The organism is Aeromonas sp. R5-4 (assembly GCF_040908215.1).
In the GTDB taxonomy this organism is placed as follows: Bacteria; Pseudomonadota; Gammaproteobacteria; order Enterobacterales; family Aeromonadaceae; genus Aeromonas; species Aeromonas veronii.
Window position 1 is genome coordinate 83,990 of record NZ_JBFODG010000033.1, and the last position, 16,525, is coordinate 100,514.

At 59.9% G+C, this 16,525-nt stretch carries 14 protein-coding genes; 4 read left to right on the forward strand and 10 right to left on the reverse strand.

The window, feature by feature from the left end:
* Positions 1-10: 10 nt before the first annotated feature.
* The 3 genes from AB5Y83_RS17590 to fldB all read right to left on the reverse strand — a co-directional run bounded on the left by AB5Y83_RS17590 (position 11) and on the right by fldB (position 3,472).
* Positions 11-1,351, reverse strand: a complete 1,341-nt coding sequence (locus AB5Y83_RS17590; RefSeq protein WP_368175656.1) for a TldD/PmbA family protein — start codon at positions 1,349-1,351, stop codon at positions 11-13.
* Positions 1,351-2,751, reverse strand: coding sequence for a TldD/PmbA family protein (locus tag AB5Y83_RS17595; protein ID WP_236396589.1), 1,401 nt, complete (start codon positions 2,749-2,751; stop codon positions 1,351-1,353). Before AB5Y83_RS17595 ends, AB5Y83_RS17590 begins: the two co-directional genes overlap by 1 nt.
* 202 nt (positions 2,752-2,953) lie before the next feature.
* Positions 2,954-3,472: a flavodoxin FldB gene (gene fldB / locus AB5Y83_RS17600; RefSeq protein ID WP_021229741.1), complete on the reverse strand. Its 519-nt coding sequence runs from the start codon at positions 3,470-3,472 to the stop codon at positions 2,954-2,956.
* 250 nt (positions 3,473-3,722) lie between these two features.
* Here fldB and xerD point away from each other — a divergent pair, with 250 nt between their 5' ends.
* Positions 3,723-4,622, forward strand: a complete 900-nt coding sequence (gene xerD, locus AB5Y83_RS17605) for a site-specific tyrosine recombinase XerD (RefSeq protein ID WP_005335149.1) — start codon at positions 3,723-3,725, stop codon at positions 4,620-4,622.
* Here the strand turns inward: xerD and AB5Y83_RS17610 are convergent.
* Together AB5Y83_RS17610 and mscL are read right to left on the reverse strand one after the other, a co-directional pair.
* Positions 4,619-6,154, reverse strand: coding sequence for a sensor domain-containing diguanylate cyclase (locus tag AB5Y83_RS17610; RefSeq protein WP_005335148.1), 1,536 nt, complete (start codon positions 6,152-6,154; stop codon positions 4,619-4,621). The two genes, xerD and AB5Y83_RS17610, sit on opposite strands and share 4 nt — an antisense overlap.
* Before the next feature lie 86 nt (positions 6,155-6,240).
* The gene (mscL, locus tag AB5Y83_RS17615) at positions 6,241-6,651 is read right to left on the reverse strand and encodes a large-conductance mechanosensitive channel protein MscL (protein WP_005335147.1); all 411 of its coding nucleotides are present in this window, start codon (positions 6,649-6,651) and stop codon (positions 6,241-6,243) included.
* A gap of 316 nt (positions 6,652-6,967) precedes the next feature.
* On the opposite strand from mscL, the gene AB5Y83_RS17620 reads away from it, so the two are divergent.
* From AB5Y83_RS17620 to AB5Y83_RS17630, 3 genes are all read left to right on the forward strand, one after another.
* Positions 6,968-7,615, forward strand: coding sequence for a disulfide isomerase DsbC N-terminal domain-containing protein (locus AB5Y83_RS17620; RefSeq protein ID WP_005335146.1), 648 nt, complete (start codon positions 6,968-6,970; stop codon positions 7,613-7,615).
* On the forward strand, positions 7,581-9,311 hold the full coding sequence (gene recJ, locus AB5Y83_RS17625) for a single-stranded-DNA-specific exonuclease RecJ (protein ID WP_368175657.1): 1,731 nt from the start codon (positions 7,581-7,583) through the stop codon (positions 9,309-9,311). Before AB5Y83_RS17620 ends, recJ begins: the two co-directional genes overlap by 35 nt.
* A 177-nt stretch (positions 9,312-9,488) precedes the next feature.
* The gene (locus AB5Y83_RS17630; protein ID WP_368175658.1) at positions 9,489-10,673 is read left to right on the forward strand and encodes a MerR family transcriptional regulator; all 1,185 of its coding nucleotides are present in this window, start codon (positions 9,489-9,491) and stop codon (positions 10,671-10,673) included.
* A 67-nt stretch (positions 10,674-10,740) separates the two neighbouring features.
* On the opposite strand, the gene lnt is transcribed toward AB5Y83_RS17630, so the two are convergent.
* The 5 genes from lnt to miaB all read right to left on the reverse strand — a co-directional run bounded on the left by lnt (position 10,741) and on the right by miaB (position 16,412).
* Positions 10,741-12,285, reverse strand: coding sequence for an apolipoprotein N-acyltransferase (gene lnt / locus AB5Y83_RS17635; RefSeq protein ID WP_368175659.1), 1,545 nt, complete (start codon positions 12,283-12,285; stop codon positions 10,741-10,743).
* 148 nt (positions 12,286-12,433) lie between these two features.
* Positions 12,434-13,318 (reverse strand): CNNM family magnesium/cobalt transport protein CorC, encoded by an 885-nt coding sequence (gene corC, locus AB5Y83_RS17640; protein WP_368175660.1) that lies wholly within the window; start codon positions 13,316-13,318, stop codon positions 12,434-12,436.
* Positions 13,319-13,413: 95 nt separating this feature from the next.
* Positions 13,414-13,878 (reverse strand): rRNA maturation RNase YbeY, encoded by a 465-nt coding sequence (ybeY, locus tag AB5Y83_RS17645; RefSeq protein WP_005354089.1) that lies wholly within the window; start codon positions 13,876-13,878, stop codon positions 13,414-13,416.
* Entirely contained in the window at positions 13,875-14,924 is a 1,050-nt protein-coding gene (locus tag AB5Y83_RS17650; protein ID WP_005362369.1) for a PhoH family protein, read from the reverse strand. The genes ybeY and AB5Y83_RS17650 overlap by 4 nt, the downstream gene beginning before the upstream one ends.
* 54 nt (positions 14,925-14,978) lie before the next feature.
* Complete coding sequence (miaB, locus tag AB5Y83_RS17655; RefSeq protein ID WP_335832464.1) at positions 14,979-16,412, reverse strand: tRNA (N6-isopentenyl adenosine(37)-C2)-methylthiotransferase MiaB; 1,434 nt, start codon at positions 16,410-16,412, stop codon at positions 14,979-14,981.
* Between the last annotated feature and the right edge of the window lie 113 nt (positions 16,413-16,525).

Sequence of the window (16,525 nt, forward strand, 5' to 3'; positions counted from 1 at the left end):
GTCGGGGCGTTTACTTGCCTGCGACGGAGAGGCCACCAAAACGGATAAGCGGGGAGTAGAAGCCCTTGCCGTCGTTGTGGTGCAGGGTATCGCCGACCGCTTCCAGCTCGCCCAGCAGGCGGTAGAAGTTGCCTGCTACCGTGATGCCGCGCACCGGCTGCAGGCGAACTCCATCGCGGCAGAGGAAGCCCGACGCGCCAAAGGAGAAGTCACCGCTCACCGCATCGGCACCGGAGTGCAGGCCATCCAGCTTGACCAGCTCCAGATAGTCGCCGCTTTGCACCTCCGCTTCCCTATGGGGGCCCGCGCCAAACACCAGATGGCGAGCGGTCACATCGAGGGCGCTGCGGGCACCGCGAGCGGCCGAACCGTTGCTGGCGACGCCAAAGTGGCGGGCGGTGGCGCTGTTGTGGAGCAGGGTTTTCAGCTCCCCTTCGCCAATCAGCAGCAGATCCGAGCTGGCAGCTCCCTCGCCATCAAACGCCTTGATGTTCATGCCGCCCGGCATATAGACCCTGCTCTCCAGAGTAAGCCAGCGTGACGCTACGCTCTGGCCGACCTTGCTGCGCCAGGGGTTGATCCCCTGCTGGGCCCACTTGCCCGACAGCACACCCTGAAAGCAGCCAAACAGGCTGGCGAAGCAGTTGGTGCTAAAGATGACGCTGTAGTGACCGCTCGGCACCGCTTCACCGGGCAGCAGACCATCGGCGATGGCGTAGATCTGCTCGATCAGGGCCTGACTGTCCAGCTCGTCGAAGCGGCGGCCATACTGCCCCTGCGAGTGCATCGACTGGCGGCCATCCCGTTCCACCAGCGCCGAGGTGTAGCAGCCGACGCTGAACTCGCCGTGCTGGCAGAGGGTGCCCTGACTGTTGGCGAGCCAGAGCTGGCTCTCCCCTTCGAAGAAGCTGTTGTAGGGGGCGCCGCTCACATCGGGCATGGCCAGCATGTCAGATTCCAGACGCAGGGCCAGAGCGATCTTCTCCTCAACCGGCGTGGTATCGGGCTGGTTGATCTCGGCGCAATCTGTGGTGATCCGGCTATTGGCCACCGAGATGCGCTGATCAGGATCCACCTTGGCAAAGCGGCTGGCATCGAGCGCATCCTGCAGCATGGCATCCAGCGCCAGCTCATCGAGGGATTCCGAGTAGGCGATGCCGACCCGACCCTCTTTGATCAGGCGAATGCCGAGCTGCTGGCTGCTGGTGACCTTGTATTCACCCAGCTCGCCCTTGTCTGCCTTGAGGGAGAAGGCCTTCTCCTGATTGGCGATGATGTCTGCCTCGGCGTTGAGGTCGGCCACCTTGTCGAGCAGGCGGGTGAGCAGTTGGTTCATGTCGATGGTGCTCATCAGGCGTTCCCTCCCACCAGAATGTTGTCCACCTTGAGGGCCGGCTGACCCACCGAGGTGGGCACCGAGCCCGAGACAGAGCCGCACATGCCGGCGGCCAGCGCCAGATTGCGGCCCACCATGGAGATCTCTTTCAGCACCTGCGGGCCGGTGCCGATCAGCGTGGCCGACTTGAGCGGCTTGGTGATTTTGCCGTGCTCGATGAGGTAGGCCTCCTGCACATTGAAGTTGAATTCACCGGTGCCGGGCTGTACCGAGCCGCCCCCCATCTTCTTGGCGTAGATGCCGTGCTCCACCGTGGCCAGCATATCGTCGAGGCTGTGGTTGCCCGGCTCGATATAGGTGTTGCGCATGCGCGAGGTGGGGGCGTACTTGTAGGATTCGCGCCGCCCCGAGCCGGTGCGGGCGTAACCCGTCTTGAGGGCGCCCATTCTGTCCACCAGAAAGCCGGTCAGTACCCCGTCCTTGATGAGCTGGGTATGCTGGGTCGCCATCCCCTCGTCATCGACGTTGATGGAGCCCCAGGCGTTGCTCTGCAAGCCTTCATCCACCGCATTGACCACCGGATTGGCGATAAGCTGGCCCATCTTGTCGTGGAACACCGAGGCCTTCTTGGCTACCGAAGTGGTCTCCAGCAGGTGGCCGCACGCCTCGTGGAAGATGACGCCGCCAAAGCCGTTCTCCATGATGACCGGCAGGGTGCCGCTCGGACAGGGGGCCGCCCCCAGTTTCACCAGTGCCTGACGGGTGGCAGTGAGCGCCAGATCGCGCGGATCGATGCGATCGGCATGCTCCCACCCCATCAGGGCGCCGGGGGCCTCGTAACCGACGCTCTGCTCGCTCCCTTCCATGGCGATGGTCTGGGCCATGATGCGGTTGTAGTGGCGGCGATCGGCCACTTGCACCCCTTCGCTGTTGAAGATCTCCACCTCCTGCTCCCAGCCCAGCACGTTGCCGGAGAACTGGCTCACCTTGCTGCTCTCGGCGCGGGCCACCGCATCCATGGCGTGCAGATAGGCGATCTTCTGCTCCAGCAGCTTGTCTGCCGACAGCGGCAGCGCCACCGGGTTGCGATCGCTCAGGCGGGTGAAATCGAAGGCGGTGGCGGTCACCACGGGGTCGCGGCGGTCTTTGGCCGCCAGCAGGGTGACGATGCGCAGCAGCTCGTCGCGGCTGGCCAGATTGGTGTAGCCGTAGAGCACCTTGTGGCCGTAACAGAGGCGTACACCGATGCCGAAATCGAGGCCGCCGCTGATGTTCTCTATCTGGCTGGAGAGCAGGCTGAGCTGGCTGCGGCGCTTGCGCTCCACAAACAGCTCGGCAAAATCGGCACCCAGTGCCAGCGCGTGATCGAGCACGTCACGGGCAATGGCGGGGGCCAACAGGGAGAATGGAGTCATAGAATATCCTTTTCTGGTCTGTCCGTTTGCTTCCGACATCCGGCTCTGATTGTTATGGGATGTCGAGTCCATTGTTGCAGACCAGCACAAAAAAGTCGCTATAGCGTCATGCGATGATACCGATTGAGAAAATCGGTGCGATAACTGCGCCCGGCGGCCAGGGCCAGGCGCTCAGGGTCGTTTTGCCAAAACGTGAGAAAGATCAGAGCAGGGCGTGGATTTCGCTCAGGATCTGCTCGACCCACTGCTCGATGCGCGGATCGGTCTGGTCATATTGGTTGGCATCATCAAGGGCCAGCCCGACGAAGTGACGGCCATCGTCGATCAGTGCCTTGGAGGCATCGAATTCGTACCCTTCGTTGGGCCAGTAGCCCACCAGCTTGACCCCTTTTGGCACCAGCTGATCGTGCAGCATGCCGAGGGCGTCCTGGAACCATTCGCCATAACCGAGCTGATCGCCGAGGCCAAACAGGGCGACGATACGCCCCTCCAGATGGAGGTCGGCGATATCTTCCCAGCGGGACTCCCAGTCCTCCTGCAGTTCGCCAAAATCCCAGGTGGAGATGCCGAGGATCAGGATCTCGTAATCCTCCATCAGGCGCAGGGAGACATCCTTGATATTGTGAATATCCACCAGCTCGGGGCCGATGAGGGCGCGGATCTTCTCGGCAGCCATCTCGGTGTAGCAGGTGGTGGAACCGTAAAACAGACCAATCTTCATCGCTCTTCTCTCTGTTGGCGCTTTCTCGCTTGCTTTTGGCGCGTTCTCGCATGCTCGTGTGGGCTGCGCCATGTTGGCAACACGATGGGTAACGTAAGGGGAGGGCGCCAGTCTAGCAGATTGCCATTCGACCTTCACCGCCCGGCAAGGGGGGTGGCAAACGTGCCTTATCTTTCCAATGAAAGTGCCTTGTCTTTCCAAGGAGTTGGCGCGTTACAATGGGCCATCGATCCCCTGATTGCAGCGCACCATGAGCAAACCCGACCCCCATCCCCTGATTGAACCCTTTCTCGACGCCCTCTGGCTGGAGCGGGGATTGTCTGACAACACGGTCAGCTCCTATCGCAGCGATCTGGAGAAGTTCTCCCTCTGGCTCGACGAGCAGGGGAGCTCGCTGCTGCTGGCGGGGATGGACGAGATCCAGCACTACCTCGCCTGGCGGGTGGATCACCAGTTTGCGGCCAGCAGCACTGCCCGCTTTCTGTCGGCCCTGCGCCGCTTTTACCAGTATCTCAACCGCGAGAAGCTGCGCAGCGACGATCCGACCGTGCTGCTGGAGGGGCCCAAGCTGCCGAAAAAACTCCCCTCAGATTTAAGCGAAACGGAAGTGGAGGCACTCTTGAGTGCGCCGCTGGTGGATGACCCGCTGGAGCTGCGGGACAAGGCGATGCTGGAGCTGCTCTACGCCACCGGCTTGCGGGTTTCCGAGCTGGTGGGGCTTACTGCCGAGCATGTCAGTTTGCGTCAGGGCTTGGTGCGTGTGGTGGGCAAGGGCAACAAGGAGCGGTTGGTGCCGATGGGCGAGGAGGCGATGCACTGGCTGGAGCGTTACTACCGGGAGGCCCGCACCCTGCTGCTCGGTGGTACCAGCTCGGACGTGGTGTTTCCCTCCAAGCAGGCCCGTATGATGACCCGCCAGACCTTCTGGCACCGCATCAAGCTTTACGCGCAGCGGGCCGGGATTAACGGCGAGCTATCCCCCCATACCTTGCGCCACGCCTTTGCCACCCATCTACTCAACCACGGCGCCGACTTGCGGGTGGTACAGATGCTGCTGGGCCATGCGGATCTCTCCACCACCCAGATCTACACCCATGTGGCCAACGAGCGACTCAAGGCGCTGCACGGGGAGCATCACCCCCGCGCTTAAGCCCGTTGCAGGCGATTTTTGCCCGCTTGTTTAGCCTGATACAGGGCTGCATCGGCGCGGGCCATCACACTGTCTGGGGCATCATTCAGGGATTCGGCAATGCCACCGCTAAAGGAGACGCTTAAGCCCTTTTCACGCCAATCCTGTTGCCCCATGCTGATACGCCACTGCTCCATCAACTGCTGTGCACTGGCAATATCTGTCTGTTCAAAAATGGTGACCAGCTCTTCCCCCCCAAAGCGGCACAGGGTTGCCTGTTCCTCCAGCAATTGGCTACCAAGCTGAGCGGTGCGTTTCAAAACGGCATCCCCGATGGGATGACCATAGGTATCATTTATTTTTTTGAAGTTATCAATGTCGATAATCGCCAATATATATTGGCTATTTTCTTTATATAGAGTGGCGAGCACCTCTTCCAAATGACGGCGGTTGTACAAGCCGGTTAATGCATCACGCAGCGACTTTTCGGTTTCTGCCTGCATTTTGTCTGAAATCATCACGATTTCATCCTCCAGCTCCTCTATGCCTGCCAGCTTGGGGATAATAATCTGTTGCCCTGGAGGGGTAATACGCAATTGTCTAACAACTTGTACCAATGTGCTGATGGTATGCTCCAGGCGTTGTCTGAAAATAATGGCAACCAGTGTGAATATCGATAGTGACAATATCAGAGTGATAAATATGGTAGGCAATATTTCACCAATCAGAATATCGCTCTTGAATGGAAATACAGTAATAACCAGCCATGATGGGTTGTTGTGAAGGGCGTGATATGAAATGAGATCACCATTTTCACTCATTAAGGTACCATTCCTGCCTTTCAATTCGGAAATCCATGGTTGGTCAAGTCGACTGCCGTTTTCCTGAGGGTCGCTGTGAGCCACAATCATCTTGCTGCCTCGGTCAAAGAGCATATATACAACATTGTTACTACTCTCCAGAATCCGCCCTATACGTGCTGAAAATACCTTCAAGTTCAGGTCGATGCCAATCACGCCAAGAAATTCCCCCTGGTTATTGAAAACAGCATGGGAAAGGGTGACGACCGGCGTTTTTTCAATCGCGTCAATGTAAGGGGAACTCCAGATATTGATGCCGGGATGGTCGATGGCATTGCGATACCATGGGCGTTCCGATTCTTTGAACTCAATCGGGGTAGGATGAAGAGAGAAATTGATATGCTTGTTATCCTGAAGCATGTAGTACACGGTTTTTATTGGGCCATCAGGGTAAAGAAGGTATTGCCAAATGTCGCGATAACGTTGTTTTAATTCCGGGGGAAGATCTCCATTATTCTCAGTAATGTCGGCAATGATGATATTTATTTGCCTCTCAACCGAAGAGAGTGAGTTATCCCATTGCTGCGCAGTACTATCGTTAAAAAATCTGGCGGTGCTTAGCAAGGTGTTTTTCTGCATAACAGAAAAAAGGTACGCACTACCCAATGTGGTCAAAACAAGTGGCAGCGCAAGCAGCAAAAGAAAACGGAGAATAAAGCTGTGATTGGAGTTTGCAGCATTGGAGGTTTGCATAGTCACGACGCCTATATAACTTTACGCCATCTAACCATAGCCCATGGGCATCGTGACACACATACACACTAGTCTGGGGAGTCGGCTTAACGCTCCTGTTGAGATTTCAGCAGATCACGGATCTCGGTCAGCAGCTCCTGATCCTTGGTCGGGCCTGCCGGGGCGGCGGCTTCCTCTTCCTGCTTTTTCTTGAGGGTGTTGATGGCTTTCAGTCCCATGAAGATGGCAAAAGAGATGATCAGAAAGTCGATGATGGTCTGGATGAACTTGCCATAGGCGATAACTACGGCGGGTGTTGCACCTTCTGCGGCCTTCAGGGTGACCGCAAGGTCGCTGAAGTCCACGCCGCCCAGGATCAGGCCGATGGGCGGCATGATCACGTCACCGACAAAAGAGGAGACAATTTTGCCGAAGGCGGCACCAATGATGATACCGACCGCCATATCGATGACGTTGCCGCGGGCGGCAAAGGCTTTGAACTCTTGAATCAGACTCATTATTTCCTCCGAAATTAAACAAGATAGCGCGTTGATTACCCTTGCCAAAGGGCGAACTCTTGTCAGGAAAAACAGAGGCTAAGCCGCGTTGTTCCTGTCGTCCTGACTAGCTTGCGGGCGTTATGAGTCCTTGGCAATCGGGGGGAGCCATTTTTTTGGTACAAAGTGATATTAATTTTTTGGTAAGTAGCTGGTTGAATGATGAGCTGTGCTGCTGTAGTTTGCTGGGTCGATTCATTCATACCACGTGAGTAAACAAGTGAAGTATTTACTACTGGGAATGATGCTTTTGTGCACATTTGCTGCCAGAGCGGGGATGGATACCCAAGCCTTGAAACAGACCATCACGGCCCGGCTGGGGGTCCCCGTCTATCTGGTTGAACCGACCCCAATCGCGGGGTTGTATATGCTGGGCACCTCACAGGGGGTGCTCTACAGCGATGCCAAAGGGGATTATGTGGTGCAGGGGGTCATGCTGGATATGACCCGCGACATGAAGAACCTGACCATCTCGGGTATGCGCGAGCAGCGCCGACTTGGTTTGGCGCAGGTGGCTCATGCCCCCATCGTGCTCAAGGCTCGGGATGAGCGTCACCGGGTTGCGCTGTTTCTCGGCGAGCAGGACGCAAAGCGCCGTCAGCTCTCCGGCACCTTGCAACACCTGCAGGCATCCGGGGTGAGCGTGGCACTCTATCCGGTGATTGATCACGCCGAACGGGCCGCCGACTGGTGCAGCGATCCCCTGCTGCAAAATGATCCGTTAAAAGCCTATTTGCCTCAAACGGCATGTAGTGAGACCCTTATCCAAAATATTGGCCTGAGCCAATGGTTGGGGGTCAAGGTACTGCCGGCCTGGGTCTCCTCCGACGGGGATCTGGTGCGCGGGTATCAGAGCCCCGAACAGCTGCTCAAGATACTGGATCATATTGATGTCCCTGCAAATCCGTCGTCGTCCGCGAGTTGATGATTCCCATCTGCCTGCCACCCTGCATCCCCTGCTTCGCCAAATCTTCGCCAGCCGTGGCGTAGAGGATCCCGCCCTGCTGGAGCGCAGCGCCAGCCAGCTGTTGCCGCCCCAGCGCCTCTATGGGATGGAGCAGGCTGTGCCGCTGCTGGCGGATGCCCTGACTGCCCAGAAACGGCTACTGATTGTCGGCGATTTCGACTGCGATGGCGCCACCAGCTCTGCCCTGTGCGTGCTGGCCCTGCGCGCCATGGGGGGGCGCCATATCGATTTTCTGGTGCCCAATCGCTTCGAGTTTGGCTACGGTCTCACCCCCGAAATTGTCGAGCTGGCGGTGGCCCGTGGCGCCGAGTTCCTGATCACGGTGGATAACGGCATCTCCAGCATCGCCGGGGTGGCGGCTGCCAAGGCGGCCGGCATGCAGGTACTGGTTACCGATCACCATTTGCCGGGTCAGGAGCTGCCTGACGCCGATGCCATCGTCAACCCGAACCAGCGCGGTTGCGATTTCCCCTCCAAGTCCCTGGCCGGGGTGGGGGTAGCCTTCTACCTGATGGCGGCCCTCAACACCCATCTGCGTCAGCTCGGCTGGTTCGAACGGCAAGGGTTGCGCGCGCCCAATGTGGCGGATTACCTCGATCTGGTGGCCCTCGGCACGGTCGCCGACGTGGTGGCGCTCGATGGCAACAACCGCATTCTGGTCCATCAGGGGTTGCAGCGGATCCGGGCCGGGCGCTGTCGCCCCGGCATTCAGGCGCTGGTGGATGTGTCGGGCCGCGATGGTCGCCGCCTCACCGCCGCCGACCTCGGTTTTGCGCTGGGGCCACGCCTCAATGCGGTAGGGCGCCTCGATGACATGTCCCTCGGGGTCGCCTGTCTGCTCTGCGATGATCTCAATCTGGCGCGCCAGCTTGCGGCCGAGATGGACAGCCTCAATCAGGAGCGCAAGGAGATCGAGCAGGGGATGCAGCAGGAGGCCCTCGCCACCCTGGAGCAGATCCGGTTTCGCGATGGCGAGGTGCCGTCGGGCATAGTGCTGCACCGCAACGAGTGGCATCAGGGGGTGGTGGGGCTGGTGGCCTCCAAGGTGAAGGAGAAGTACTACCGCCCGGTCATCGCCTTTGCCGAGAGTAGCGAGACTGAACTCAAGGGCTCCGGTCGATCCATCCCCGGGGTGCACCTGCGCGATGCGCTGGAACTGCTCGATACCCGCCATCCCGGCCTGATGGGCAAGTTTGGTGGTCACGCCATGGCGGCGGGGTTGACCCTGCCCAAGGCCAACATCGAGGCGTTCGGTCGGGCCTTTGAGGCGGTCATTAGTGAGCTGGTGACACCGGAGCTTTTGACCGGGGTGTTGCTCACCGATGGCGAGTTGTTGCCAGACGAGCTCAACCTCGAGCTGGCGGAGCTTATTCGCGCCTCCGGCCCCTGGGGTCAGGCCTTCCCCGAGCCGCTGTTCGACGGCGAGTTCGTGCTGGTTCAGCAGCGGCTGGTGGGGGAGAAGCACCTCAAGATGATGCTGACAACCGATTCCGGTCATGCTGTGGATGCCATCGCCTTTGGCGTCGATCTCAAGCGCTGGCCCGATGCCTCGGTCAAGCGGGTGCGGCTTGTCTACCGGCTTGACGTCAACGAGTGGCGCGGCAACCGCAGCGTGCAGCTGCTGGTGGAGCATCTGGAGGCGGCCGGTCTCTGAGCCGGTAGCATCGCTGCTCTATCGCCGCTTTATCACAGATAGCGCTGACAACGGCCACCCTCGGGTGGCCGTTTTTGTTGGCGGATCTCTGGAAAAGGGCGTTGACCTGTCTATAGCTTCACAGTTTAAGCTCGTCTCTATCGGGTCACCTGAGGGCCCGCACCGTGAGTGATTGCCATGAAAATATCCGAACTGGCCCGCCGCTGCGGTCTCGCCCGCTCCACCCTGCTCTATTACGAGAAGCTGGGGGTGATTGCCGGCACCCGGGCCGCCAACGGTTATCGCCACTATGACGAGGGGGATCTGCAGCGACTGCAGATGGTGCAGGCCCTGCAGGCAGGTGGTCTCAGCCTCAAGCAGTGCCTCGCCTGTCTGGCTGGCGAGATAGATCAAGCGGCATTGCAGGCCCGGGTCAGGGAGCTGGATGAGGAGCTGGCGCGGATGCAGCGCGCCCGGGATCTGTTGGCGGATCTGGCAGGGCTGCGCCCGCGCTCCGGTGAGGAATTCAAGGCCTGGCAGCTGCAACTGCAGCGCGAGGCACCTGAGGCCTACTTCGCGTGGGTGATGAAACAGAGTTTTAGCGAGAAAGATCGCTACCACTTGCAATGGTTGAGCAAAGACATGAATGAACATGAGCGTTACATCAAGGACTTTATCCAGCTGCTGGATGGCATGAGTTACTGGGGGCCGGGGGATCGCGCCTTCACCCAGCAGCAGTTTGCCGCCTTGCCCATCCGGCCGCGCCGGATCCTCGACATGGGCTGCGGGCGCGGGGCCTCGACCATGGCACTGGCTCAGGTGACCGATGCCGACATTGTGGCCATCGATCTGGAAGAGGAGGCACTGGCCGCCGTGGCGCACTCCGCCCGTGCTGCGGGCTTTGAGCATGTCTCCACCCTCTGCGCCAACATGGCGGCACTGCCGGACGATCTGGCCCCGGCCGACCTCATCTGGGCAGAGGGGAGCGCTTACGTGATGGGGGTTGCCAATGCGCTGAAGGCGTGGCGTCCGCTACTCGCGAGTCCGCAGGCTTGCATCGTGCTCAGTGATGCGGTCTGGCTGACCGATAACCCGCCCGAGGAGGCGTTGGCATTCTGGCAGCAGGATTATCCCGCCATGCAGACGCTGGCGGGCCTGCTTGAGACGGTACAAGCGGCAGGCTACCGCTGTCTGTCACACACTCCGTTGCCGATGAGCGCCTGGAACAACTATCTGGATCCCATCGAGGTCAATCTGGTGCGCTATCGTGACGAGCTGGGGGAGAGTGCCGCCTGGCAGGACTTGAGCCGGGAAGTGGCCATCCACCGCCAATATCTGGGCAGTTACGGCTATGTGATCTGCTGCCTGCAAAAAGATGCGTGATTAGCTGTCGTAAAAAAACGAGGCGCCTGCGGGCGCCTCGTTGTTTATCAGGGATGGTGGATGGCCATTACAGCTCGCGGGCCCAGGGGTGAGCCTTGGGGCGCAGCGCCAGCGCCAGACCCAGCAGCAGCACGGTCAGACCGTAGAGGGGCCAGCTGCCAAAGCGCATATAGGGGGTCTCACCGTGGGCGGGACGCACCTCGCTGCGCAGCACGCCCGCTTCAAACTGCGGGATCTGGCCGATGATGCTGCCGTCGATGTCGGTAACGATGGTGATGCCGGTATTGGTATCCCGTAGCAGCGGACGAGCTAGCTCCAGCGCGCGCATCCGGGCGATCTCCATATGTTGCCAAGGGCCGATGCTGGTGCCGAACCAGGCGTCGTTGGAGACGGTCAGCAGGAAGTCGGTATCGGTATTGACGTTGCGGCGCACCTCTTCCGGGAAGATGATCTCGTAGCAGATGGCGGCGGCAAACTTGAGCCCCTTGGCGATCAGGTTTGTCTGTACTTCGTCACCCCGGCTGAAAGAGGACATCGGCAGGTTGAAGAAGGGGGCGATGGGGCGCAACAGATCTTCAAACGGCACGAACTCGCCGATGGGCAGCAGGTGGTACTTGTTGTAGCGGTTGGAGTGGTTGTAGAAGTAGGACTCCTTGCCATCCGCATCCTGCACCCCCATGCCGAGCACGGTATTGTAGAAGCGCTGTTGCTGCTCGTCGTAGTGAATGATCCCGGCCAGCAGGCCGGTATCGTTCACCTTCATCGCCTTGTCCAGATTCTCCAGATAGGGGCCCATCGCCTTCTCGATGGCCGGGATCGCCGACTCCGGCCAGATGATGATGTCAGCATCCTGATTCTCGCGGCTCAAGTCCTGATAGGTGCGCACCGTGGGGGCCAGCGCCTCCGGATCCCATTTGAGGGATTGGGCGATATTGCCCTGCACCAGTGCCACCTTGACCGGCTCGCCACGGGTCACCCAGTTGAGCTGCATCAGACCGTGGGCACCGGCCACCAGCAGGGCAGGCACCGCCAGCCAGAGCGGGGAGCGGGACTTCCACACCAGCCAGATAGCGGAGGCGGACAGCAACAGGGCGAGGGTGATGCCCTGCACCCCGAGAATGGGGGCAAAGCCCTTGAGGGGGCCGTCGATCTGGCTGTAACCAAACCAGAGCCAGGGGAAGCCGGTCATCACCCAGCCGCGCAGCCAGTCAGCGACCAACCAGAGGGCCGGGAAGGCGAGCAGCCAGCGGCTCCAGTGACGGCCGCCAAAGAAGCGGGCAAAGACCCAGCAGGCGAGCGTCGGGTAGAGTGCCAGATAGGCGGAGAGCCCGGCCAGCAGCACGAAGGCGACCGGCAGCGGGATGCCGCCAAACTCGGTCATGCTGACATGGATCCACCATAGTCCCGGCAAAAAGAGTCCCATGGCGTAGCCAAAACCGCGCCAGGCGGCCTGTTTCGGCGTGGCTTTGTCCAGCAGGGCGTAGAGGCCAAGCAGGGAGGGGATCACCAGCGGCCAGTAGCCGAAGGGGGAGAAGGCCAGCACGGCGATGGCACCAGAGGCCAATGCACTGAGGCTTAACAGAATTTTGGAAGTAACAGGGGATAATCTCACGGGCGATGGTGCTCGTCTTGGTGTGCAACTGGGGTCGAATGGCCGGTATCTTAACCTGTAAGCGGGGCAACGGCGAGCCTCGATGCCGGTGGCAGAGAGCACAACGCCCCGAGGTCGGGGCGTTGTTTCACACATCGAGCGGATCTGCTTATTGCGGCTCGGATTGCGCCGCCGCGTGGTGCTCGGGGATCTTCACCTGCAGTTGCTGCAGACGGCGCCGGTCGGCATGCATCACCTTGAACAGGTAGCCGTCCAGCTCGATCTCCTCGCCCTTCTTGGGCAGGTGGCTGAATGCGTGCATCACCAGACCGCCTACCGTATCCACCTCTTCATCGCTGAATTTGGTGCCGAAGAAGTCGTTGAAATCCTCGATCTCGGTCAGGGCACTGATGGAGAAGACCCGCTTGCTGAGGCGGCGGATTTCGTCCGGCTCATCCTCGATGTCGTCAAACTCGTCGTCGATCTCGCCAACGATCAGTTCCAATATGTCTTCGATGGTCACCAGACCGGAGACGCCACCAAATTCGTCGACCACTATGGCCATGTGGTAGCGCTCTTCACGGAACTCCTTGAGCAGACGGTCAACCCGTTTGCTTTCCGGCACGATCACCGTGGGGCGCAAGATTTTCTCGAGCTGCAGCGGCTCGCTGGCGTGATGGCCGCCAAACCCGAAGGGGAGCAGATCCTTGGCGAGCAGAATGCCCTCCACATGATCCTTGTCCTCGTTGATCACCGGGAAGCGGGAGTGGCCGGACTCGATGATCACCGGCAGGATTGCATCCACCGGTTGGGACTTCTCGATGGTCACCATCTGGGAGCGGGGGATCATGATATCGCGCACGCGAAGATCGGCGATCTCCAGCACCCCCTCGATCATGTCCTTGGTGTCCTGATCGATGAGGTCGCGCTCTTCGGCATCGGCTATCACCTCTACCAAATCATTGCGGTCTTTTGGCTCGCCCTGGAAGAGTTGGCTGAGTTTGTCGAGCCAGGTTTTCTTCGGCGAGCCGGTACTAGGGTGATCGTCGGTCATTTTCTCTCTTGGTTACTCGTATGAACACACTTGAAATAGTTCGGGTTATATAAGGATGGCCATCTGCTGTTTCAAGTCGATGACCGTCCGGCGTTTTACTCTTCGTCGTTCAGATAAGGATCGGCAAAACCGAGCTCCTGCATGATGTCGCGCTCAAGCGCTTCCATCTCTTCGGCTTCCTCATCCTCGATATGGTCATAACCTAGCAGATGCAGACTGCCGTGCACAACCATGTGGGCCCAGTGGGCCATGAGGGGCTTGCCCTGCTCCTCGGCCTCGCGCTCTACCACCTGACGGCAGATCACCAGATCGCCGAGCAGCGGCAGCTCCAGACCGGGTGGCGCCTCGAACGGGAAGGAGAGCACATTGGTGGGCTTGTCCTTGCCGCGATAGGTGAGGTTGAGCTCGTTGCTCTCCGCCTCGTCGACGATGCGCACCGTCACTTCAGCCTCCTGCTGGAAGCCGAGAATGGTGCCGTCGAGCCAGCCCTGCAGCTGGGCTTCGGTGGGCAGGCCGTCAGTGCTGGCACTGGCCAGCTGAAGATCCAGGGTTACGCTCATTGCTCGCTCTCTTTGCTGGCGTTTGTTTGGCCGGCCACCTTCTCGGCTGCCTGTTTGGCATCGAATGCCTCGTAAGCTTGCACGATACGGGCCACCACCGGGTGGCGCACCACGTCTTTGGACTCGAAGAAGTTGAACGACAGACCATCGACCCCTGGCAGCACTTCCAGCGCGTGACGCAGGCCGGATTTGGCGTTGCGCGGCAGGTCGACCTGGGTGATGTCACCGGTGACCACTGCCTTGGAGTTGAAGCCGATCCGGGTCAGGAACATCTTCATCTGCTCGGTGGTGGTGTTCTGGGCCTCATCGAGAATGATAAAGGCGTCATTGAGGGTTCTTCCGCGCATATAGGCGAGCGGCGCCACCTCGATGATGTTGCGCTCCATCAGCTTCTCGACCCGCTCAAAGCCCAGCATCTCGAACAGGGCGTCGTAGAGCGGGCGCAGGTAGGGATCCACCTTCTGGGAGAGATCGCCGGGCAGGAAGCCGAGCTTCTCACCCGCTTCCACCGCCGGACGGGTCAGCAGAATGCGGCGGATCTCCTGACGCTCCAGCGCATCTACTGCCGCTGCGACCGCCAGATAGGTCTTGCCGGTACCGGCCGGGCCGATGCCGAAGCAGATATCGTGGCGCACGATATTGGCGATGTACTGGGCCTGATTGGGGCTGCGTGGCTTGATGAGACCGCGCTTGGTCTTGACAGTCACCTCCTTGCCATAGGGGATGCTCGGCGCCGGTTCGTCATCCTGCTCCAGCACTCGCGACTCCTGAATGGCCAGATGGACCATGTCGGGGGTGATGTCGGTCACCTTGCCACCCTTGAGGGGCTGGGTTTCCACATAGAGGTGCTTGAGGATGACGGCGGCGGCATCCAGCTGGGCCGGTTTGCCCACCAGCTGGAAGTGGCTGTCACGGTAGCTGATCTCGACGCCGAGGCGGCGCTCCAGCTGCTTGATGTTGTCATCGAAGGGGCCGCACAGGCTGGCAAGGCGCTGGTTGTCGGCGGGCTCCAGATGCAGATTCAGGGTCGAGATGTGTCGGCTCAAAATATCCTCGTCTCAAGGCGCTCCCCATCCGCCGGGCGAATGGGGAGGAGGGGATTAATGGGGAGTGAAGGCGGCAACGCCCAGCTCGTCCGGTACGTTATCCGGGCGACGGGCCAGGATTTCGCTCGGGGCGGTGGCGATCCGCAGGTTCATCTCGCTCTCGCCGCGGATGAACTTGCCGCGCAGGGAGTTGGGACGCACCTCGGTGATCTCCACGTCGGCAAAGCCGCCGATCAGGGTGTGCTGGCCTTCGAAGTTGACCACCCGGTTGTTCTCGGTGCGGCCACACAGCTGCATCGGGTCGAGCTTGGAGGGGCCTTCCACCAGGATGCGCTGGGTGGTGCCCAGCATGGCACGGCCAATCTGCATCGCCTGGTTGTTGATGACGTGCTGCAGGCGGGCCAGACGGGCTTTTTTCACTTCCATGTCGACATCGTCGGGCATGTCGGCGGCCGGGGTGCCCGGGCGCGGGCTGAAGATGAAGCTGAAGCTCATATCGAAACCCACATCCTCGATCAGCTTCATGGTCGCTTCAAAGTCTTCGTCCGTCTCGTTCGGGAAGCCAACGATGAAGTCGGAGCTGATGGTGATGTCGGGACGGGCGGCACGCAGGCGACGGATCTTGGATTTGTACTCCAGGATGGTGTGCGGGCGCTTCATCATGGTCAGGATGCGGTCGGAGCCGCTCTGCACCGGCAGGTGCAGGAAGCTGACCACTTCCGGGGTATCTTTGTAGACTTCGATGATGTCGTCGGTGAACTCGATCGGGTGGCTGGTGGTGTAGCGAATGCGATCGATACCGTCGATAGCGGCCACCAGACGCAGCAGCTCGGCGAAGGTGCAGATGCCGCCATCAAAGGTCGGGCCGCGGTAGGCGTTGACGTTCTGACCGAGCAGGTTCACTTCGCGCACGCCCTGCTGGGCGAGCTGGGCGATTTCGTAGAGCACGTCGTCCAGCGGTCGGCTCACCTCTTCACCGCGGGTGTAGGGCACCACGCAGTAAGTACAGTATTTGGAGCAGCCTTCCATGATGGAGACGAACGCGGTAGCCCCTTCGGCGCGCGGTTCGGGCAGGCTGTCGAATTTTTCGATCTCGGGGAAGGCGATATCAACCTGGGCACCACGGCCCTCTTGCACTTCCTTGATCATGGCGGGCAGGCGATGCAGGGTCTGCGGGCCGAACACGATATCCACATAGGGAGCGCGCTGGCGGATGGCGTCGCCCTCCTGAGAGGCAACGCAGCCACCCACGCCGATCACCAGAGCGGGCTTGTTGGCCTTGAGCTTTTTCCAGCGTCCCAGCTGGTGGAACACCTTCTCCTGCGCCTTTTCGCGGATGGAGCAGGTATTCAGCAGCAAGACATCTGCCTCTTCGGGCTCTTCGGTAAGGGTGTAGCCATTGCTGGCATCCAACAGGTCGGCCATTTTGGACGAGTCATACTCGTTCATCTGGCAACCCCAGGTTTTAATGTGAAGTTTCTTGCTCATTGCTTCTCTTGACTTGTTTTGAAATCGGCATGGTCAAAGGACCGCGCATTTTACTCCGCAATCTGGATACTGCCTAGCTAATATCCAGCTGGCAATGGTGCTCACCCGATACC